The following is a 19,899-nucleotide window of genomic DNA, read 5'->3' on the forward strand; positions in this document are numbered from 1 at the left end:
CGCGTTCCTTCCAGCGCCGACCCGACGCTGATCCGGGTTTGACCACAGGTACGAATTTGTCTCGCGTCCACAGCACCTCCGCTTGCCAATCTGGTGCCAGCATCCACCGCCGCGGGGTGAGTGGTCATCACCCGCCGAGGCAATTCATCCGGATGAGCGCCGCGCCACCAATGAGCCTGGACGCCCGCGATCGACCGCCCTCCACATGTCGAACTATCACCCGGGTGATTGACTCGGGTGGGCGAAGACAGTTCACCCTCCTGGACGCCATGCTCTCTAACGTCCACACCCGCGCCGCCGTGTTCTGTTGTGTAAGAAGCACAGCGGGAGACTCATCGCACGGGCGTTACAGCAAAGACAACCATCGCAGTGAGCAAGGAGGACATAGTGAGCGCCGCCCAGAGGATGCTGGAGACCTACCCGCGAGATCTAGGCCGGATCGACAGAGCCAAGCTGATCGCGTGTATCGACGCCTGTTTCGAATGCGACCAGGCTTGCACGGCGTGTGCGGACGCCTGCCTCAGCGAAGAGGACGTCTATCACCTGACCAAATGCGTCCGTACGTGCCTTGACTGCGCGGATGTCTGCGCGACAACCGGCCGCGTCTTGTCCCGGCACACGGACTACGACGCCAACTTGACCAGGACGGTGCTCGAAACGTGCGTCACCGCCTGTAAGACAAGCGCGGACGAGTGCGACAAGCACGCCCCGAAGCACGAGCATTGCCGCGTGTGCGCCGAGGTATGTCGTCGCTGCGAACGAGCCTGCCAGGACCTTATTGGGGCGCTCGGTTGAGGCAACCTACCGAGTGGGGCCGCGCTGATGGAAATTTCTGAATTCGACGACGTCCAGGCCCATCTGCTCGAACCGGAAGAAAGCCTGGACTCGGAACAGACCGGCATCGACCTCGACGAAGGCTACTCGCCCCCGGAACGTCCGCGTGAACTGCGGGCGTGGGGTATCACCGCGAGGGAAGCCCGGACCCATGAAAGTCTGGCGCGCCGGCTGGCCCGTGAGGTGCCCGACGTGACCGATCAGTGGGATGGCGACGGGATCGGCGACAGCGCCGACAGCGATGGCGAGCTAATCGACGATCAGGTCGGCGACATGCGCGCCGGTCGGCTCGTCGCCTTCGATCTCGACGCGACGGATCCAGGTTCGGATTACCGTGCCCACGACGTCGGCATCGACGGTGGCGCTGCCTCGGCCGAGGAAGCCGCCATGCATATCGTCGTCGACGAAGACACCAGCGACGATGAGGGATGGCCGCTCAGATGACCTGCCGTCCGGCCAGCCGGTGAAATTCCGGCTATGGTGACCCGCATTGTGATCCTCGGTGGCGGCCCGGCCGGGTACGAGGCGGCGCTGGTCGCCGCCGCGCGAGGTCCCACCGCAGCCCAAGTCACCGTCGTAGATTCCGACGGGGTCGGCGGCGCCGCGGTGCTGTGCGACTGCGTGCCATCAAAGACCTTTATCGCGTCCACGGGGTTGCGCACCGAACTGCGACGGGCAGCCCGCCTGGGTTTCGACATTCACATCGACGACGCCAAGATCTGTTTGGCGGAAATCCACCAACGGATCAGGACACTCGCTGCCGAGCAGTCGCGGGATATCACCGCTGAGCTGCTGACCATGGGCGTCGAGTTGATCGCGGGACGCGGCGAGCTGGTTGATGCGGCTCCCGGTCTGGCGCGTCATCGCGTCAAGGTGACCGCGCGCGACGGCGGGACCACGGTCCGCGATGCCGATGTGGTGTTGATCGCCACTGGCGCCAGCCCCCGGATCTTGCCGTCGGCGCAGCCCGACGGCGAGCGCATCCTGACCTGGCGCCAGCTCTACGACCTGACCTCGCTGCCCGACGACCTCATCGTGGTGGGTTGCGGGGTCACCGGCATCGAATTCGCCAACGCCTACACCGAACTGGGTGTGACCGTAACGGTGGTCGCCAGTCGCGACCGGGTGCTGCCGCACGAGGATGCCGACGCCGCGCAGGTGCTCGAGGAGTCGTTCGCCCAACGCGGTGTCAAGCTGATCAAAAGAGCACGGGCACAATCCGTGACGCGCACCGACGACGGGGTGCTGGTGACAATGACCGACGGCCGCACCGTTGAAGGCAGCCACGCATTGATGACACTTGGATCGGTGCCCAACACCGGTCGGCTCGGGCTAGAGCGCGTGGGCATCGAACCCGGGCCCGGCAACCACATTGCCGTCGACCGGGTATCGCGGACACCGGTCCCGGGCATTTACGCTGCGGGCGACTGCACTGGTCTGCTGCCGTTAGCCTCAGTAGCCGCGATGCAAGGCCGGATCGCGATGTATCACGCGCTCGGAGAACCCGTAAATCCGCTCCAGTTGAGCACCGTCGCGACGACCGTCTTCACCCACCCCGAGGTCGCGGCGGTCGGCGTCGCACAGACCAAGATCGACGACGGCTCGATTCAGGCCCGCACCGTAATGCTGCCATTGAGGACCAATGCGCGGGCAAAAATGTCGGAGCTCCACCACGGCTTCGTCAAACTCTTTTGCCGGCAGGACAGCGGCGTGATCATCGGTGGCGTGGTGGTCGCGCCGATCGCATCGGAGTTGATACTGCCGATCGCGATGGCTGTTCAAAACCGGATCACCGTTGACGGTTTGGCGCAGACGCTTGCGATTTATCCGTCGCTGTCCGGCTCGATCACCGAGGCGGCCCGCCGGCTCGTAGCCCGCGATGATCTGAACTGATGCACGAACTCGAGGCCGATGAGTGACTCTGTGGTTCCGGTGGCGGCCGATGCCGCATCGCGTCACTCGACGAGCGATTGCCTTCGTCGGGCTGCCTGTGGCCTTGTGGTGGTTGCAGCCGTGGAAGTTATTGCTCAGGGCCACCGCTGATGAAAGGCCGCCGCCTGGAGCCCAGACCACCCGCTGTGGAGAATTCATCGGCCACATCCACCGAACCAGCGGTGTCGCGCGGCTCCTAACCCTGGCTGGCGGGGCGCAGATTCTGCGACTGGAGAATCTGCATACCACCCTGGGACCACAACTGCGCGTATGGCTGAGCGCCACACCTGTCGATCACGCCAGGTTCCCGTGGCGAAAGTTTGCACACAGCAACCACCTAGACCTGGGCCGCCTACGCGCCAACCGGGGCAACGCCGACTACGGCGTGCCCAGCGGCACCGACACCAGCGCACTCAGCAGCGTGATCCTGTGGTGCGAGCGCTTCAATGTGTCCTTCGGCGCGGCGCAATTGCGCCCCCTTTCCGATGAGCCCCTGGGGCGAAGCGTGCGTCGCTGCGGTCACAGCATCCGCATTATCACCCGGGTGAATCGTGCACGGGGGTGGTGACAGATGGATCAGGGTCGGGCGATGCTCTTGCGAGAGACCTCTGCGGAGGTCGACCACCCCACGGTTCAGGGCACCGTGGTCGCCAAGGAATACCACAACCTCGAGCGATCGATCCCAACCCCATGTGGATACCCGAATATCAAGTAGGAGAAGAGATATGAACACGGTCCCACTTCACCGTCAAGCGGGGAAGGCGGAACCGGCCACCTCGGTTGTCATCGTGGGCAGCGGGTTCGCCGCTTTCGAGTGCGCGCGCGGACTGGCCCGACGGTTAGACAGGGTGCGCGCCTCGGACGTGAGGGTGACCATTGTTTCGCCGGTCGACTACTTGCAGTACACGCCATTGCTGGCCGATGTGGCCGGTGGGCTGGTCGACCCGCGGTTTGTCTGTATTCCGCTGGCCGGAACACTTAAGGGCGTGCGTGCTGTGCGCGGCTGGGTCGACAGTGTTGACTTCGACCGCCATACGCTTTCGTTCACCGATCCTGAGAGCCAGGTACGGACGCTGTCGTGGGATCGGCTCGTCCTCACACCAGGTTCGGTGACTCGGCTGTTCGATACGCCCGGTTTGGCCACCTACGCACACGGCCTGAAGTCGACGGCCGAAGCGCTGTATCTACGTGATCATGTGATCGAGCAGTTGGAACTGGCTCACGTCGACGAAAACGAGGCCCGGGCCGCCGCGCGGCGCACGATTGTCGTTGTCGGTGCGTCGTATTCCGGTTCCGAATTGACGGCGCAGCTGCGCGCGCTCGCCGACGCGGCGGCGAAGCAGATAGGTTTCGATCGGGCCTCGGTGCGGTTTGTGCTGCTGGACTTGGCCGACCAAGTGATGCCCGAGCTGGGGCAGAAGCTCGGCGACGCGGCCATGCGCGTGCTGCGCTCACGCGGAATCGATGTGCGGTTGCGCACGACCGTGAAGGTGGTCCACGCCGATCATGTTGTGCTCAGCGACGATTCGCGCGTCGACACTTACACGGTAGCGTGGGTGGCTGGCGTGACCCCGTCACCGCTGATCGCCACGCTGGGGTTGGAAACGGAGCGGGGCCGACTCAAGGTGCGGACGGATCTGCAGGTACCGGGTCATCCCGACGTTTTTGCCGCGGGCGACGCTGCCGCCGTTCCGGACCTAACCCAGCCGGGCAAGATCGCCCCACCGACCGCCCAGCACGCGACCCGGCAAGGTAAGACGTTGGCCCGCAACGTCGCGGCGAGTCTCGGCTACGGCGAGCGGAAGGACTACCGCCACAGCGACAAGGGTATGGTTGTCGACTTGGGTCCGCGCTACGCCGTCGCCAACCCGCTGGGCGTACACCTCTCGGGCTATCCCGCGAAGTTTGTCACCCGCGCCTACCACCTCTATGCGATCCCACGGCTCGTCAACCGCTGGGCGGTCGCACTCGCCTATCTGACCGACGTGTTCTTCACTCGCACGGTCTTGTCAATGGGATTCGTTTGCGGCGCCGACGCCCAATTCACGGCCAGGCAAGTCATCCAGCTGCCGAAGGCCGCAGGGGCACATTCCTAGTCAACGAAACCTAGCCGCGACGCGCCAGCCCCGACGCGGCACCACTGACCGGCGGCCCAACTGGATTATCGCCGAAACGGAGCACCAATGAGCATCGTCAACAAAGGTTTTCGCAGACGAAACGTTGAGTCGGCGCGTGAGCTGCCGCCCGGTCAACATCTGACCGCGGATTTCCCCGTCCTGCAAGCAGGACCGACTCCGCGGATCGATCTTGATCACTGGCGGTTCACCATTCGCGACGAGCTCGGCGGCGAACACTCCTGGACCTGGCCCCAGTTCAAGCTCCTGCCCAGCGAGCCGCTCACGGTGGACATCCACTGCGTCACCACGTGGTCCAAGCTGGACACCGAGTGGGAAGGCGTTTCTCTGGACACGCTTCTCGAATCGACGCATACCGCAGCCGAATTCGCACTCGTCGGCTCCTACGGGGGCTACACCACCAACCTCCCGCTGCGCGATCTTCGCGGCGGAAAGGCGTGGATCGTTTACGGCTACCAGGGCGCACCGCTGTGCGCGGCACACGGCGGCCCGGCGCGGCTGTTGGTGCCGCACTTGTACTTTTGGAAGTCGGCGAAGTGGGTGAGGTCCATCGTGTTGCGAGACAGCGACTCACCCGGTTTCTGGGAACGATTCGGCTACCACAACTACGGGGATCCGTGGCGAGAACAACGCTACGCCGGCGATTAACCGCCATGGAGTCCACGTGATACCGGTGCTGGGCTGGCGGGTCGCGCGTGTGCTGCACTCTGCGCGCGAGACCGAGTCTGCTCAAACGATCAGCCTGAACGTGCCGGGATGGGGCGGTCACCGGGCCGGCCAGCACGTCGATGTCAAGCTGACCGCCGAGGACGGGTACAGCGCACAACGCAGCTATTCACTGAGCCGACCAGCCGATGGTGAGCGCATCGAGCTCACCGTGCAGGAGATCCCCGACGGGGAAGTCTCGCCCTACCTCGCCGGACTTGTTGTCGGAGACCAGATCGAAGTTCGCGGCCCCATCGGCGGCTGGTTTGTGTGGCAGCCCGCCGAAACGGCTCGGGTCCTGCTCGTCGGCGGCGGTTCGGGAATCGTGCCATTGATGGCAATGTTGCGTCAGCGGGTCGAGGCCGGTGCCGCCCAGTTTCGGCTTGTTTACTCCGTGCGCAGTCCCGCCGACGTTTACTACGCCCACGAGTTGGGTCGGCTCGAGCGTGCCTGTGACTGGCTGCGGGTCGAGCTGGTCTACACCCGCGTGGCCGCGCCGCAGACCACCCGGCCGCCCGGCCGGGTGCGCGCCGCTGACCTCGCGCCGACGGAGTGGATGCCCGCCGGCGGCGCGCGCGTCTATGTTTGCGGCCCAACGGTATTTGTGGAATCGGTGACCACCACGCTGATCGAGCAGGGCTATCAGCCATCAGCCATCCGGACCGAGCGGTTCGGGCCGAGCCAGTAACAGAGAAGCGGGGCATGATGACCGAACCAACGCATGTCGACGGCAACGCCGCCGGTGGTGCATTCGCAGAAGTGCTCGGATTCGATGTCACGACAGCGATGCTGACCTGCGCCGGATGCGATCGTGTCGCCGCCTTCGCCGAGAGTCACGTCTATAACCGCGCGCCCGGCATCGTGGTGCGGTGCGCGAGCTGCGGGAACGTCCTGGCCCGGCTGGTCCAAACACCCACCGACGTATGGCTCGACTTCCGCGGCGCGCACTCCTGGCGCCTCCCGACGCCGGTCCAGTGATGTCGTTGCTGAGGGAGACCCGGTCGATGCGCTCCTCGCCCGAAAACGCGGAGCACAAAACATGTTTCGCCGCTTCACGGCTGGGAGTAGGCCGAATGGACTCCCGCGACGAGGCCACCGGTTGAAAGGCAGGCGCACGTGGACCGAATATTTCATGTCCTGATTGGTGACCCCTCCGGGGCCGCCGGTGCTGCCATCAAGACCTCGGCGCTGTTCCTCACGGCCGCGATCCTGTTCCGTTTCATGGAGCGCCGCACTCTCGCCGAATTCGCGCCGTTCGACTGGATCGCTGCGGTCGCCGCCGGAGCCATCGTCGGCCGGGCCGCCACCGCCAGCGATACCTCGTGGCTCAACGCAACCGCTGCGCTCATCTTCCTTCTAGGCACCCACGCGGTCCTGGCGAGATTGCGCTTCATTCCGTGGATTCGAAGTTTCATCGATCCGCCGTTGAAAGTGCTGATCCGCAACGGACAAGTCGACCGACGCAACCTGAGGCGATGCGGACTAACCAGCGCTGATCTCGAGGCTGTGCTACGACAGCACGGACACGAAAGCGCCGATCGTATTCACCTGGCGATCTTCGAAGCCAAAGGCGCGATCTCGATTCTGTTGAAGGATGGAAGGGGTGATCGGCCCGCTTCTCGACTTGATATGCGGCGGAGTGGGCAGTGTCGACGATGAGTTCGCTTAGTGAGCTCGCGCGTCGTGTCCGTACCGCTGACGTGGTGGACGCGATGGGCCGGCTACATCAACACCGCTGCGATCTGCTCGATCTGGTGAGTCCCACGCCGGGCCGCGTGCTATTTGGTCCGGCCGTGACCATATCTTACTTCCCCGCATGTCGAACCGCGCTGCCTCCCGAACACTACACCTTCAAGCGGCTCTTCTATGAAGCCATCGCTGATGGGGCTGAAGGGCGTGTCCTCGTCCTGGCCAGTAACGGATATACCGACACCTCACTTGGCGGTGGAACGAAGTTGTCGCGTGTCCAAAGCCATCGGCTGGCAGGCATTCTCACAGACGGTCGACTGCGTGACTTCGCTGAACTCCAACATTCTGACCTAGCCATCTATTGCCGAGGTGAGGCAACCCGCTGGGGTGGTGATGTCGTCGTCCCCTACGAGGCCAACCGTTCGGTAGTGCTGGCGGGGGTGGGAATTCATCCCGGCGACTACATCTTTGCGGACTCTTCCGGTGCGGTCGCCATCCCTGCCAACGAGGTGCGAACCGTTCTTCAGGGGGCGTGCGAGGTCGTCGTTGAGGACGCACAGTCGATCGCAGCCATCCGGAACGAGACGCCGTCCACGTCGTCGGGGAAAACTGAACGCTGACACGGACCGCACCACGGGGCGCAGAAGCCAACCATTACCGCCTCTCGAGGGCATCGGTGGTGAACGAGGTATCGCTCACTGCGATGGGCCGCGTTGGCGTCGCGAGGGGATTTTTTCTTGCCCGCCAATGGAATCCAACAGGGGACTGTGCGTTCGGCTCAGCCAGCGCTGGGCATCGAGTGCGGCCGCACAGCCGCTGGCCGCGGCGGTGACTGCTTGGCGGTAGCGGCGGTCGATCAGGTCGCCGGCAGCGAACACGCCCTCCGCGGAAGTCCGGGTCGTACCACCCTGGGTCAGGATGTGGCCACTCGCATCGAGGTCGACGCGTCCGACCAAGAGATCCGAGCATGGCGTCTGGCCGACAGCGACGACGACGGCCGCGACCGCGATGGTGGATTCGCCGCCGCGGCACTTGTCGCGTATGCGCACCCCGCTGACGTGTTGGCCACCGTGTATGGCCAGCACTTCGGTCGATGTCAGGATCGCGACGTTGGGATGACCCTGCAGACGAGCAACGGCAGTGGCTGAGGCCCGGAGTTGGGGGCGATGGTGGATGAGGGTGACCTGGCGGACCAGCGGCGCAAGAAAGAGTGCCTCTTCAACGGCGCCGTCGCCACCGCCGATGACCGCGACGTCGCGCCGAACGAACAGGGCACCGTCACGTTTCGCGCTGGCGCTTACGCCCTCGCGCCCCCGTTCGCCGGGCACGTTGAGGGACCGGGGGACCGAGCCCATGGCAAGAATCAGGGCGCGGCCCCGGTGCTGAGCATCGCCGATGCCGACCGCCTTAGGCTCGTTGCCGAGGTCGAATCTGTCGACGTAGCCGGGGCGTAACTCGGCGCTGAAGTGCTGTGCTTGTCGCCGCATCGCGTCAGCCAGCGTGGGACCCGAGGCGAACGGGCCGGCGCCGGGGTAGTTGTCTACCGGCCCGGTGGCCGCGAGGGCACCGCCGGGCTGGTGGCCTTCAATGACGAGGGTGTCCAGCCCGGCCCGAGCCGTGTAGATCGCCGCCGTGTAGCCGGCGGGGCCTGACCCGACGATGATGACATCACGAATCCTGTCCGCCGACCGCATCAGTCGGTGGTGCCGCGTCGGCCGGGCCGCCGTGCGGCGTTGCGGGTTGGCGCATGGCGCGCGCCCGGCTCGCCGTCCATTCGTGACACCGGCTCTTCTACCCTGCGCCAACGTTTTCCAGAACGACTGCTACTGCCTGCCCCGACCCGATACAGATGCCAATCACCCCGTACCGGGCGCCCTTTTCAGCCAATTCGGTCGCCAGCGTCAACAGGTAGCGAGTTCCCGTGGCCCCGAAGGGATGTCCGATCGCGACCGCACCGCCGTTGGGTGTCAGCTTGTCATCGGGCACTACGAAACCGTCCAGTTGGTTCGGCAACTCCCGCAGCACGCCGAGCGCCTGGGCGCTGAACGCTTCGTGCACCTCCCACACGTCGATCTGCTCGGGGGCAAGCCCTGCCCGGCGGATCGCGGCCGGCATCGCCCATGCAGGCGCCACGCCCATGATGAGGGGGTCGATGCCATAGACCGCGCTCGATACCACACGGGCTAATGGTTCGATGCCGAGTTCGCTGGCCCGTTCCCCGGACGCGATGACCACGGCACTGGCACCATCACTCAAAGGCGAGGAGTTGGCGGCCGTCATCTGGGTCGTACCGGGCTGGGCCGGTAAGGTCGCCAACACCTCCGCGGTGGTGTCGTCGCGGATGAACTCATCGTGTTCCGCCAGCCGAGCGGCGGCTTTTTTCGTCGCTGGGATGGTCACGGGCATAATCTCTTTGGCCAGCCGACCCCGGTCGCGGGCAGCCTTGGCGTGGCGCTGAGATCGCAGTGCGAAGGCATCGATCTCCTCGCGCGTCAAAGAATATCGGTCGGCGACATTTTGCGCGGTTTCGATCATGCTGATGTAAGCGTTGCGGGCCAGCAATACCGGGTTGGGCGGTCCTCCCGCACCGCTCCACATGGTGTCGAGCATGAGAACCGGGCCCCTGGGGCTGAACGCGGCGTCGCCCTTCATCAACGCCCATCCCGATCGGGACATTGACTCGACTCCACAGGCGATACCGAGACCCAGGTCGCCGGCCTTGATCGCGTGGCTGATGGTTACCGCCGCGCTCAGCGATGATCCGCAAAATCTGTTCACGGTGACCCCGGCCGCGGTGTCAGGAAATCCGGCGGCCAACGCTGCCCAGCGGGCGACGTCGCCCATGCCCTCGTGAGCGGGGTTCACGCAACCTGCGACGATGTCCTCCACGGCCTCGAGCGGCACCCCGAGCCGGTCGCAGGCGCCCGTCATCGTCATACCGAGCAAGTCATCGGCCCGAATACCGGACAGTGTGCCGCCATAGCGGGTGAATGGGGTTCGCACGCCTCCCAAAACATAAGCCTCAGGCATCGCTCGCCACCCGAACCGCTTCGGACCGCTGCAGGCGGATGACGTCGAGCATCATGCGCAGTTGCGGCTCCTCCGGGTTGCCGGCGTAGCCATTCAGCCAGCCGGTCAGCTGAGCGAGTATCGCTACCGGCAACGACGTCCGGGTTGACAGGAGGGCGGCGATGATGCGCCTGATCGCGAGATAGCTTTCGCCGCAGCCCAACTCGACGAAGGCGGCCGTGCGCTCGTAGCCGGTCAGATACGACCCCACCGCGTCGACGAGTGACCAAGCCATGTCCTCGTCGGAGATGATCGACGGGCCAATCGTGGGGCGCGATTTCGCCAGCGAAACGCAACTTGCGAAGGTCCGTTTCGTCGACGGCGCCAATCGACTTATGGCGCGGCTCATTACAGCGACCACCGCTCCGGTTGGCGGGCTTTTGCGGTGCTGCAACGGGCGGCACCGCCCGCGAGACCGATCGGGTCGGCGCGCCCGGTGATGACCGCGCTGCGGTCCCCATCGACGATGTTGACCGACGCCTGCGGCCTTATGGCGGCATCGCCGGCGATCGCAATGACCGTGGTGGCCATCAAGCCGGTAAGCATGTTCTGGTTCCTTTCCCGGTGTCGCTGGCGGCTCGTCCGCGGGGGTTCGCTCGTCACGAGGGCAGGCGCGGCCGCCAATGTCAACTTGGTTTGCTCAGCGCCGCCTGTCTGCGGGTCGCGTCGATCGCGTCCGCCAGCAGCCACAGCGCCAAGCCGATGAGCGCAATGTCCTTCATCAAGAATTCCCCGTCGGCCGATAAAATCGGGAAGCCACCAGCGGACGCCTCGCCGACCCCGGGAGTCGTGATCATAAAAGTCAGCGTGGTGGTGAAGAACAGCGTGGCGAATATGCCGCCCACCACGGAAGCCTTCGGGAACCACGGCTTGACGGCCAGCAGTGCCGCAGTAATCAACTCGATTGATCCGTTCAATCGACCAAAGGCGTCGATGGATATGACGTTGTAGATCCAACCCAAGAAGGGGCTATTGGCCACCCAATGTGAAATACCGTGGGATTCATAGTAAGTGAACTTCATGGCGCCGAACCAGGCCAGGACTATGACCAGACCGTACCGCGCGATCACGGGCGCGATGCCGGTCGTTCGAAGCTGTTCCGGGCCAGCAGTCACCATGGTGGTGGCCTCATTCTGCGACATGAAAGTCTCCCGTTCTGGATGTGTCGTTTCACTGCATGGCCGCTGCCCAGCTCGCACCGCCTTCGGTGGCGGCGCAGGTAGAGATTTTGATCCAGGCGATTCGCGGCCACGGCTCAGATCAGCCACCACTATCTCCGCGCAGTGGGTGAGCTGTCCTCATCCGCGTACGCAATTCACCCGGGTGAGATGCCGACGAGGAACGGATCTGCGGCATAGCTTCTCGGGACGGCGTGGTCGGGCGTCATCGCGGCATCGGCGCTTGGGTTTCCCTCCCGGGCGCCAAGGTGGGGTCGTCACCCCAAACGTCTGCTCGCTCACGCGATGCTGGGAAGCGTTCTCAGAGAAGACGGTTCGTGACCGGAGACAACTGGCGGGGCGTGGGGAAGGCGTGTTACAACAAGCCGAGTTCTCGCGCCCGGCTGACCGCCGCGCCGCGGTGCTCAACGCCGAGCTTGCGGTACACGGCGCGCTGGTGGGTCTTCACGGTATTGAGCGAGACGTATAGCCGTTCACCGATCTCCCGTCGCGATAACCGGGTGGCGAGCAGGCGAAGTACCTCGAGCTCCTTGGGGGTCAGCTCCTCACCGATCGCGCTTTCCCGATGGCGGGGAGTCACCGCGACGCCCGCGCTCCGCTTCGCCGCAGTGAGCAGCGTCGAGGCGAGGCCGGCGTCGGCGCAGTCGCGCAGCAGGGTGCCGACCTCATCGAGGGCGGCCGTGGCGGCCTCATGGTCGCCGAGCTGCTCGACGATCTCCGCTCGGACAGACAGCGCCTTGGCCACCTCGAGGATTGCTCCACCTTGGCGCGCGGACATGACGGCCATGTCGGCGGCGGCCGCCGCAGCGGCCAACTCGCCGCGCATGCGGAGCAGTTCGGCCGCGGCAAGTGACACCATCACGTCCACGAGGTGTTCCGGATCAGCCAGGTCGCGGGAGCTGCGGGAAGCCCGGCGGATCTGACGCTCGGCGTCCGCGAGCCGACCATGCTCGGTCGAAATCAGCGCGAGATGGCCCATCGCGTAGATGCGGGCGCGACGATCACCCACCTTCTCGGCCAGCTTTACAGCCTGCCGGAATGCGGCTTGCGCCTCGTCGGTGCAACCCGAGAAGTACAGCGCGGATCCGTAGACGCAGTAGGCGCTTGCTCGGCCTAGCGGCGCTTCGGCCAGATCGAGCGCGATCGCTTGGCGAGCCGTCTCCAGCGCCGCGGCGACTTCAGCCGTCTTGAACGAGTGAACCGCGCGCAACACGACCGCTTGGGCGCCGATCGCGTCACCGTCTGCGGTGCCTGCCGCCGACCGGGTCTCGACTGCTTCGATCCACTCGGCGGCGTCATCGAGTTGACCAACGCTGAGGGCGATCCAGGCGCGGGCCACGCTCAACCGCGGATCCTGCAGAACGGTCTCCTCGGGAAGCAGGTCAAGCAGTCCGGAGACGGTCGATACTGCGCCGCCGTTGAATTCGTCGACCCAGTCTGCGGCGATCAGATCGGCACTGCGTGCGATGTCGCCGCCGGCGACGAGGTGGCGGACTGCTTCATCGATGAGGCCCTCGCTCTCGAACCAGGCCGCGGCTCGCCGGTGCAGGTCGGCCACGATGCCGGGCTCGCTGCGGCGCAACTCGGTTCGCAGCAACTCCCCGAACAGTTGGTGATATCGATACCAATGACGCGACGTGTCCAGCGGCACCAGAAAGAGGTTTTCGCGCTCGATCGTCTCCAAGACCGAGGCCGAGTCCGACGTTTCCAGCACCGCGTCACACAGTGCACCGCTGAGTCGTCCCAAGACGGAGGTACGTAGCAAAAAGCTGCGCAGCTGCGGTGGCTGACCGTCGAGCACCTCGGCCATCAAGTAATCGACGATATGACGGTTGTCGCCCGCGAACGTCCTGATGAACGTGGCGGTGTCGGCACGCCCGGCAAGCGAGAGGGCGGCCAGGTAGAGGCCGGCGGCCCACCCTTCGGTGCGTCGGTGCAACAGTTGAATATCTGCATCAGACAGGTTCAGCCCGAGGACATCCTTGAGCAGATGCTCCGCCTCACTGGCCCCGAAACGGAGATCGTCGGTTCGCACCTCGGCGAGGTCGCCGCTGGCCCGCAGGCGTGCTAACGGCAGCAAGGGATCCGATCGGGTGGCTATTACCAAGTGAAGGTTCGCCGGCAACCGGCTGATGAAAAATCCCAGCTGCTCGTGAACCGCTCGGTTGATGACCAGGTTGTAGTCATCCAAAATGAGCACCATCGGGCTGGCGATCGCGTCCAGATCATTCAGCAGGGTAGGCAGTACGACCTGCACCGGGTCGGCGCCCATCGCGAGGAGTTCGACTGCGCGTGTCCCCACCCCGGGGGTGACCTTCTGCAGCGCGGCGACCATGTACATCCAAAACCACACGGGATCGTTGTCGGAGGGATCAAGAGAAAGCCAGCCAAACCGCTGGTCCTCGCCGGCGGTCATGGCCCACTGCGCCAGTACTGTCGTCTTGCCCCAGCCCGCCGGCGCACTCAAGACGGTCAGCTTGCGGTGACGGCCCGCCGACAGTACGTCGAGGAGGGTGGCGCGGTGAACAAGCTGGGCCCCGATCGCCGGGACGTGCAGCTTGGTGGCGAGCAGCACTGCTCGCGCAGGGGCTTCTCCGACGCCGTTCTCGCCGCGTCCGGCTGGGCCGGTCATGTCCGAACTCCAGGAATGCGTTGAGTCGAGCAGCCGGGCCGGAAAATTCGGCGTTGACGCGCCATGGCTGGGCGCTGGCTTCTCGGCATCCCAGTAATTCTCTGCAGGGTCGGCCGGACTCGTTGTGCCCGGCAATCGCGGTGACCCTATTGAATCAGATTCGTTCTCCGTGATTATCTCAGGCGCCCGCCGTCGGTGCCCGTTCGAGCTGGCGGGCCCCAGCGCCATCGACCGCATGGTTTTGTCGTGATCCGCGCTCACGCTGTGCCCGTTCACGGTATTTCTCCTCGTTTGCATCGACGTATTGACTCCTGGACTCATGACACCGCCGCGGGCAGCGAGTTAGCGTCTCAACATGAGGTGAACGCGCGTCTCAAAGTGAGACGCCTGGCGGCGTCGGCGGGCGACCCAACGTCTCTTCGTGTGCTCATGGTCGCCGGTTCACCAACACGTACCCACCGACGCCGAACACCACCGGCGTCATCATCAACATTCCCCACACTGTGCTCATCATCGCTTTCTCAATTCCGCTGTGTCGTTTGCTCTCCAGTGCCGGTTCCTGGTTGAGGGACGGCGGTCGCGGCGATCCCAGAGTTCAATAAACACATTCGCAGCGCGGGCACGCCGTCACCATCGCCCGGCGGGTGATCTTTAGCGCCGGGGCGGTGTATGCCTAGCGGCCTTGATATTTGACGGAGCGGTCAATCCGAGCGGCGTACGAGTTGCGCCAATTCGGCGCGGGAATGTGTGTGGAGACTTGGTAAGGGCATTGTGGACGTGGGTCCGGCTGTGTCAGCTCGATGCGTGAGTCGTTGCCGGCCAGCGACTCTCGTCTACGAAGAACATCCCCGGCGAAAGAAACGGTCGTCGCATTTGCGTCCTTGCATGGAATTCGGCGGGCTGGGACGCGCTCGCGCAGCCCCAGCCCGCCGAACGGTCAGCAAGCCGGCGACGTGTAATCGCCTGCTACGGCTTTGAGTGAGGCGCAGGCGGTGCATGGCCGGGTCATGACGCCCGCTCCTCAGCTTCGATCGGTGAGGCCATAGCCGCCGAATCGCGATGGTCGATGCGGAAGTCGGGGCCGCGGGTTACGGCGCCGGACCGTGGCGACAGACTCACCTGGCCCCCAGCCGCGAGACCCGGGCTGCCGACCGCGATGGCGGAGCTGATGGCTCCAGTGACCACCTGAGGGACTTCGTGCAAGAGCGTATGCCCTGCGGTGGGGCGGTGGATGAGCGTCGCCCCGGGGATGCCGTCGGCCAGCTGGCGGGCGTGCCACACCGGCGTGAGCTTGTCCGCTCCTCCGCTGATGATGGTGGTCTTGGCTGTGATCGCGCTCAGGCTCTGAGTGCAGTCGTACTCTTTTAGGCCGCGCAGGAAGCCGACTTTGGTCGTCGACGGGGTGGCGTTGATGGCGGCCGCGGACATGGCGACCAACGATTTCGGTGCCGTTTCTCCGTATCCACCATGTCTGGTCAGTGCCGCGCACACGGGCCGGGCCAGGAATTGAACGACCTCATCGGCAGCCGCGTGAGGCATGCGGTGTACGAGGTGGTAGAGCATGCTGGTCGCGGGGGTGCTCAGCAGCCGGCCGAGGCCGTGCGAGCAGAGGTTTCCCGCGGCGGTCGCGACGAGGACAAGGCTCTCCGGTTCGATGGGGCGTTTGTTGGCCGGCCGGCGGAGATAGGCCAGGGCCGCCATGCCGCCCATCGAGTGCCCGACCAAGGTGACCGGGCCCGTAACGCCAAGCGCGACAAGCAACTCGCCGAGATCGTCGGCGAGTCGGTCGATCCGGTACGTGTGCATTGACGCGTTCCCGGAGTCGCCGTGGCCACGGTGGTCGTAACTGATGATTCGAATGCCGTTGCCCCAGCGCCGGATCAGCTGCGTCATCTGGATGTCCCAGGACTGCTTGTTCGAGCAAAAGCCGTGCAGGAGTATGACTGTATGGCCTGCGTCGTGAGGTCCCCAGTCACGAACGGACAGCGAGACGCCATCGCTCGTGGTGACGATCCGGTTGCCCGAAGGCGATAGGCGTGTGCCGAGCAGTCGCCTGCATCGGGTTGGCGGCGTCTGACCGGCGGTCATCGGTACACCATCGTGTACCGAGCGAGACCGAACGCCGCTGATATCGTCGCCCGCGTTCCAAGCACCGCATTCAACATCGTTCGTTCTTTCCCCGGTGTGCTCACCGCACGGTGTGTGGCCTGGCTTGGCCGTCGCCTTGGTGAGGACGTAATTGGTTGTCGATGACTACGGTCGTCGAGCGCACCGCGCAAAACCATCGCCCGAGGATTGATGTTTAGGGTCGGGTGGGCCTAGCACTAGGCCGGCGCGGAGGGAACCCAGCGGGATGGAGGCCGATATTCGACGACCATGGCTGCCGAAGCTGAACTAAACAACGATCTCTACCACGGTGAGTTCGCGGTTATCTGTAGCCATGATTTGAATTCCCAAAGCTCACGGCGTCTTTGCGCCCGTTTGGCGCGCCATCGTTGGAGCATGGGCGCAAGTTCGCCGTTGCCGGCGCGTCGTACCCGCGCGTCGGTATCGATAGTGCGGCTTGCTGATTCGGAGATCGACCTGGGCCGGCTTGCGGTCATCGTGACACCGGCGCGTAATTGGCAATGCAAAATGTCACCGGCGGCATTGCCGGCGCTCCGTGGGCTGCGTTCAGCATTATTCGGTCTTTCCCTGGTGTGCTCACCGGCGGGCGCGTGGCTGCGCCCCGGCCCGTCGCTCGGGTGAGACGTGATTCGTTGTCGACAACGACTGTCGTCGTGTAAGCAGCGCAAAACCATCGCCCGGGGATTGATGTTTAGGAAAGGGCGGATGCAGTACTACGCGGCCCCGTGTTCGACGTGTCGGTCACTCAGCGCGGGGCATGAGCTGTGCCAATTGGGCGCGGGAGGTGATGCCGAGCTTGGCGAATGCGTTGTGCACGTGTGTTTTAATCGTGTGGGGGGAAAGGTGCAGTTGCTGCGCGACGTCGCGGTTGGTGGCGCCTTCGGCGATCAGGTTGACGACCGTGAGTTCGGAGTCGGTGAGGCTGTCCCAGCCGGTCTTTGCGCGCGGGTGGGTGACGATGCGCCGTTCGACGCCCAGTCGGCGCAGCGCGCGGCCGACCCGGCGGGCATCGGCGGTCGCTTCGCACTCGACGTAGGTGTCGAATGCCGCGTTGAGTTGGTCGATCGCCTCAGCGTCGCGGTGCGCGCGAGTCAGCTCGGCGGCGGCGTCCTCGGCAGCGCCGGCGTAAAGAAGCGGCCGTTGCGACGAGTGAAGCAACTCCGCGGCAGCCACCAGTGCCTGGGCCTCACGTCCGAGCATCCCGCGGACATGTTGAGCGACCGCGGTGAACACCGGGACCGGTGGCCGCTCACGCTCCAGCGCCTCGGCGGCCTGCAGGACGCGTGCGCGCAAGCCGGCATCACCGGCGGCCGAGGCGACCCGCGCACCCAAGATCACCAGATCTAAGACCTCAGGCGTGAGTGGTGTCCCGAGTAGGGCGATGTCGCCGCCGAGCCAGCGCATGGCGTCGTGGATGTCGTCGCGCTGCCACGCCGCCCGCGCCAACACGTGCGTTGCCATCCGACGTACAAAAGATGAGCCGGTCGGGTAGGCGTCGCGAGCGTCAATCTCGACCTGCTGCAACAAGTTTCGGTCCTCAGTGCGTAGCGCCACTTGAGCCAGAATCACCATGCGCAACATGTCCGCCTCGGTCGCCCCTGTCGACTGTGGGGGCGGCAGGGACTCAACCGCGGCGCGAGCGGCTGACAACCGACCCGCCGCGAGATGGACGCGCCCGACAACCAGGGCCCACATACCAAGGGCCATCGCGTTGCCTTCCCGGCGGGCGTGCTCTGTTCCGTCGGCGACCTGGACTGCAGCGTCGTCCAACCGGCCCACCACCGCCAGCTGGTTCGCGTAGTGCATGACAGCAGCAAGGACATGATCTGTGTTCACATCATCCGCGCGAGCGAGGGCGCAAGCCTTCTCGAGGCGGCGTAGCGCGCGGACCGCGTACCCTTCCCCGCCGTCGAGACGAGCCAGGGTGACATCGGTCAGGATCCTGGACTCGAGATCACCGGTGGATGCCGCGGCCGCGGCGGCCTGGTCGGCGGCGGCGCGGTGTTGGCCGCGTTCGTCGTACAGCAGGTTGTAAGCCAGCCAGGCCAGGTGCCGTGCCCGCGTGACCTCGCTGATGTCGCTCAACTCGAGTGCTCGGCGATTCTCCTCCACGCGCCGCTGAGTGCTGTGCTTAGTGTGCGCCGCGAAGCGCAGGCGGATCTCGGCCTCCTCTTCCGGCGACGCCGCCTCCGACAGCCCCGCGACCGCCGACGTTTCGGCTTCGCCGTAGCGGCTCGCCCGGTTGAGCCACGCCACCGTTTCCGCGACCAGGGACCCATGCTCAGCGTCGTGCGCGGGCAGCAGCTCCAATGCACGCTTGCTCAAGTCCGCGGCCGCACTGGCGTCAGTGCGGCCGACCGATTGCGCGGCTTGGCGCAGCGCGTCGATGGCCTCCCTGTCTCCGGGTTCGGCGCTGCGTGCCAGCTGCGTGGCGACCTCGGCCGGGGTCGCGCCCATCCTCAGCATGACCGAGGCCGATTGGCGCTCCATCGCCTGCCGCAGCGATTGCGGCAACGACTGGCGGGTGGCCTCGCGCAGTAAGTCGTGCCGAAACCTCAACTGCGCACCGTCTTCGACGAATAGATCAGCGCGGACCGCCTCCTCGACCGCCGACAGCAACGAGACCGGCTGACAGTCCAGCATCGCGGCCAGCAAGCCGGCCGAAAACCGGTCCGGCAGCACCGCGGCCACCCGCACCACCTCTGAAGCACCCTCGGACAGCATGTCCAGGCGCTGCTGCATACCGGCGCCCAAGCGACGCGGCAGCCTGTCACCGGTGGCCACGGCGCGCCCACCGCTCACATTGAGTCGGCCCTCCTCGCCCAGCCCCCTGACCAGCTCGCTGACCAGAAACGGATTCCCGTGGGATTTGGCGGCCAGACTCAGCAGCGACTCATCCGCCCTCGCCCGCACCGCGTCTTGGACCATTTCGGCGACCGAGTCCGGCGTCATGGCTCCCAACCGCAAAAATGTGGCATTCGCGCGTTGCAGCACAGACAACGTTTCTTGCACAGCCGGCCCGCCGGCCCCGGTGCGGGCGGTCAACACCCACAACACCGGCGCGCCGGCCCGTGCGGTGACCAGCGACCGCAGCGCCAATAGCGTGCCGTTATCGGCCCAGTGAATGTCCTCCAACACGATCGCCAACGGGGTTTCCGCGGCCGCGGCGTGAATCGCGTCTGCCAAATCGTGCACCACCCAGTAGCGCAGATTGGCCGAGCCGCCCATCCGGCGCAACGCCTCGGCATCACCCACAGGGGGATCGGCGTTCAGTGTGGCCATGAACAGCGAGAAAAATGGCACCGTCTGCTGATACTCGAACGCCTCACCGAACAAGCTGCGCACCCCGCACTTGTCGGCGTGCGCTAACACCTCGGTGAGCAACCGACTCTTCCCGATGCCGGGCGGACCCTCGATGACCAGTACGCCCGCGCGCCCCTGGGCCACCGCGGTAACCAGTGCGCCGACCACCCTCAGCTCGTCTGCTCGCCCCCGAATCGGCGGGGTGAGCAGCCGCTGGCCGCCGACGTCAAATATGCCGGTTGAAGGCCCCATCGGGTGTCCCGTCTACCGTTTAGCGGACTGCCATTGCAGTGCA

General features: G+C 65.3%; 19 protein-coding genes. 11 read left to right on the forward strand and 8 right to left on the reverse strand.

What is annotated here, in order from left to right; translation table 11 throughout:
- The first annotated feature begins 405 nt into the window (after nt 1-405).
- The 10 genes from A5673_RS30035 (at nt 406) to A5673_RS14265 (ending at nt 7,915) form a co-directional block, all read left to right on the forward strand.
- Entirely contained in the window at nt 406-795 is a 390-nt protein-coding gene (locus A5673_RS30035; protein WP_231971107.1) for a four-helix bundle copper-binding protein, read from the forward strand.
- A gap of 27 nt (nt 796-822) precedes the next feature.
- Nucleotides 823-1,278 carry a DUF5709 domain-containing protein gene (locus A5673_RS14230; RefSeq protein WP_068233152.1) on the forward strand — a complete coding sequence of 152 codons (456 nt, stop codon included), beginning with the start codon at nt 823-825 and terminating at the stop codon, nt 1,276-1,278.
- Between the two features lie 33 nt (nt 1,279-1,311).
- Nucleotides 1,312-2,727: an NAD(P)H-quinone dehydrogenase gene (locus A5673_RS14235; protein ID WP_068233155.1), complete on the forward strand. Its 1,416-nt coding sequence runs from the start codon at nt 1,312-1,314 to the stop codon at nt 2,725-2,727.
- Nucleotides 2,728-2,776: 49 nt separating this feature from the next.
- Nucleotides 2,777-3,334, forward strand: a complete 558-nt coding sequence (locus tag A5673_RS28420; protein WP_082958732.1) for a DM13 domain-containing protein — start codon at nt 2,777-2,779, stop codon at nt 3,332-3,334.
- A gap of 157 nt (nt 3,335-3,491) precedes the next feature.
- Nucleotides 3,492-4,862: an NAD(P)/FAD-dependent oxidoreductase gene (locus A5673_RS14240; RefSeq protein ID WP_068233158.1), complete on the forward strand. Its 1,371-nt coding sequence runs from the start codon at nt 3,492-3,494 to the stop codon at nt 4,860-4,862.
- A gap of 87 nt (nt 4,863-4,949) precedes the next feature.
- Complete coding sequence (locus A5673_RS14245) at nt 4,950-5,549, forward strand: molybdopterin-dependent oxidoreductase (protein WP_068233161.1); 600 nt, start codon at nt 4,950-4,952, stop codon at nt 5,547-5,549.
- A 16-nt stretch (nt 5,550-5,565) separates the two neighbouring features.
- Nucleotides 5,566-6,294, forward strand: coding sequence for a ferredoxin reductase (locus tag A5673_RS14250; RefSeq protein WP_231971095.1), 729 nt, complete (start codon nt 5,566-5,568; stop codon nt 6,292-6,294).
- 14 nt (nt 6,295-6,308) lie between these two features.
- A complete protein-coding gene (locus A5673_RS14255; RefSeq protein WP_068233167.1) occupies nt 6,309-6,584 on the forward strand; it encodes a DUF6510 family protein in 276 nt (91 codons plus the stop codon).
- 138 nt (nt 6,585-6,722) lie between these two features.
- Entirely contained in the window at nt 6,723-7,265 is a 543-nt protein-coding gene (locus tag A5673_RS14260; protein ID WP_068233170.1) for a DUF421 domain-containing protein, read from the forward strand.
- Complete coding sequence (locus A5673_RS14265; RefSeq protein ID WP_068233173.1) at nt 7,262-7,915, forward strand: RraA family protein; 654 nt, start codon at nt 7,262-7,264, stop codon at nt 7,913-7,915. Before A5673_RS14260 ends, A5673_RS14265 begins: the two co-directional genes overlap by 4 nt.
- A 75-nt stretch (nt 7,916-7,990) precedes the next feature.
- Here A5673_RS14265 and A5673_RS14270 read toward each other — a convergent pair whose 3' ends face one another.
- The 7 genes from A5673_RS14270 to A5673_RS14300 all read right to left on the reverse strand — a co-directional run bounded on the left by A5673_RS14270 (nt 7,991) and on the right by A5673_RS14300 (nt 16,262).
- On the reverse strand, nt 7,991-8,989 hold the full coding sequence (locus A5673_RS14270) for an NAD(P)/FAD-dependent oxidoreductase (RefSeq protein WP_068233176.1): 999 nt from the start codon (nt 8,987-8,989) through the stop codon (nt 7,991-7,993).
- Nucleotides 8,990-9,086: 97 nt separating this feature from the next.
- Complete coding sequence (locus A5673_RS14275) at nt 9,087-10,325, reverse strand: thiolase family protein (RefSeq protein WP_068233179.1); 1,239 nt, start codon at nt 10,323-10,325, stop codon at nt 9,087-9,089.
- Complete coding sequence (locus A5673_RS14280) at nt 10,318-10,692, reverse strand: tryptophanase (protein ID WP_231971096.1); 375 nt, start codon at nt 10,690-10,692, stop codon at nt 10,318-10,320. Before A5673_RS14280 ends, A5673_RS14275 begins: the two co-directional genes overlap by 8 nt.
- A gap of 20 nt (nt 10,693-10,712) precedes the next feature.
- The gene (locus tag A5673_RS14285) at nt 10,713-10,910 is read right to left on the reverse strand and encodes a hypothetical protein (protein ID WP_156748212.1); all 198 of its coding nucleotides are present in this window, start codon (nt 10,908-10,910) and stop codon (nt 10,713-10,715) included.
- Between the two features lie 80 nt (nt 10,911-10,990).
- On the reverse strand, nt 10,991-11,506 hold the full coding sequence (locus tag A5673_RS14290) for a YkgB family protein (RefSeq protein ID WP_068233185.1): 516 nt from the start codon (nt 11,504-11,506) through the stop codon (nt 10,991-10,993).
- 391 nt (nt 11,507-11,897) lie between these two features.
- On the reverse strand, nt 11,898-14,174 hold the full coding sequence (locus A5673_RS14295) for a LuxR C-terminal-related transcriptional regulator (protein ID WP_068233187.1): 2,277 nt from the start codon (nt 14,172-14,174) through the stop codon (nt 11,898-11,900).
- Nucleotides 14,175-15,179: 1,005 nt separating this feature from the next.
- Nucleotides 15,180-16,262 carry an alpha/beta fold hydrolase gene (locus A5673_RS14300; RefSeq protein ID WP_082958733.1) on the reverse strand — a complete coding sequence of 361 codons (1,083 nt, stop codon included), beginning with the start codon at nt 16,260-16,262 and terminating at the stop codon, nt 15,180-15,182.
- Between the two features lie 288 nt (nt 16,263-16,550).
- On the opposite strand from A5673_RS14300, the gene A5673_RS29115 reads away from it, so the two are divergent.
- Nucleotides 16,551-16,922 (forward strand): hypothetical protein, encoded by a 372-nt coding sequence (locus A5673_RS29115; RefSeq protein WP_156748214.1) that lies wholly within the window; start codon nt 16,551-16,553, stop codon nt 16,920-16,922.
- A 120-nt stretch (nt 16,923-17,042) separates the two neighbouring features.
- Here A5673_RS29115 and A5673_RS14305 read toward each other — a convergent pair whose 3' ends face one another.
- Nucleotides 17,043-19,856 carry a LuxR family transcriptional regulator gene (locus A5673_RS14305; protein ID WP_068233194.1) on the reverse strand — a complete coding sequence of 938 codons (2,814 nt, stop codon included), beginning with the start codon at nt 19,854-19,856 and terminating at the stop codon, nt 17,043-17,045.
- Nucleotides 19,857-19,899 lie beyond the last annotated feature (43 nt).

The organism is Mycobacterium sp. E3198, from assembly GCF_001667015.1.
Classification (GTDB): domain Bacteria; phylum Actinomycetota; class Actinomycetes; order Mycobacteriales; family Mycobacteriaceae; genus Mycobacterium.

Bases quoted from the DNA above. Each gene is read 5' to 3' on its own strand.
- A5673_RS14295 (WP_068233187.1), bottom strand. From the start codon at position 14,174: ATGACCGGCCCAGCCGGACGCGGCGAGAACGGCGTCGGAGAAGCCCCT.
- A5673_RS14300 (WP_082958733.1), bottom strand. From the start codon at position 16,262: ATGACCGCCGGTCAGACGCCGCCAACCCGATGCAGGCGACTGCTCGGC.
- A5673_RS14275 (WP_068233179.1), bottom strand. From the start codon at position 10,325: ATGCCTGAGGCTTATGTTTTGGGAGGCGTGCGAACCCCATTCACCCGC.
- A5673_RS14285 (WP_156748212.1), bottom strand. From the start codon at position 10,910: ATGCTTACCGGCTTGATGGCCACCACGGTCATTGCGATCGCCGGCGAT.
- A5673_RS14235 (WP_068233155.1), top strand. From the start codon at position 1,312: ATGGTGACCCGCATTGTGATCCTCGGTGGCGGCCCGGCCGGGTACGAG.
- A5673_RS14255 (WP_068233167.1), top strand. From the start codon at position 6,309: ATGATGACCGAACCAACGCATGTCGACGGCAACGCCGCCGGTGGTGCA.
- A5673_RS14290 (WP_068233185.1), bottom strand. From the start codon at position 11,506: ATGTCGCAGAATGAGGCCACCACCATGGTGACTGCTGGCCCGGAACAG.
- A5673_RS14240 (WP_068233158.1), top strand. From the start codon at position 3,492: ATGAACACGGTCCCACTTCACCGTCAAGCGGGGAAGGCGGAACCGGCC.
- A5673_RS14245 (WP_068233161.1), top strand. From the start codon at position 4,950: ATGAGCATCGTCAACAAAGGTTTTCGCAGACGAAACGTTGAGTCGGCG.
- A5673_RS14265 (WP_068233173.1), top strand. From the start codon at position 7,262: ATGAGTTCGCTTAGTGAGCTCGCGCGTCGTGTCCGTACCGCTGACGTG.
- A5673_RS29115 (WP_156748214.1), top strand. From the start codon at position 16,551: ATGGCTGCCGAAGCTGAACTAAACAACGATCTCTACCACGGTGAGTTC.
- A5673_RS14270 (WP_068233176.1), bottom strand. From the start codon at position 8,989: ATGCGGTCGGCGGACAGGATTCGTGATGTCATCATCGTCGGGTCAGGC.
- A5673_RS28420 (WP_082958732.1), top strand. From the start codon at position 2,777: ATGCCGCATCGCGTCACTCGACGAGCGATTGCCTTCGTCGGGCTGCCT.
- A5673_RS30035 (WP_231971107.1), top strand. From the start codon at position 406: ATGCTGGAGACCTACCCGCGAGATCTAGGCCGGATCGACAGAGCCAAG.
- A5673_RS14230 (WP_068233152.1), top strand. From the start codon at position 823: ATGGAAATTTCTGAATTCGACGACGTCCAGGCCCATCTGCTCGAACCG.
- A5673_RS14305 (WP_068233194.1), bottom strand. From the start codon at position 19,856: ATGGGGCCTTCAACCGGCATATTTGACGTCGGCGGCCAGCGGCTGCTC.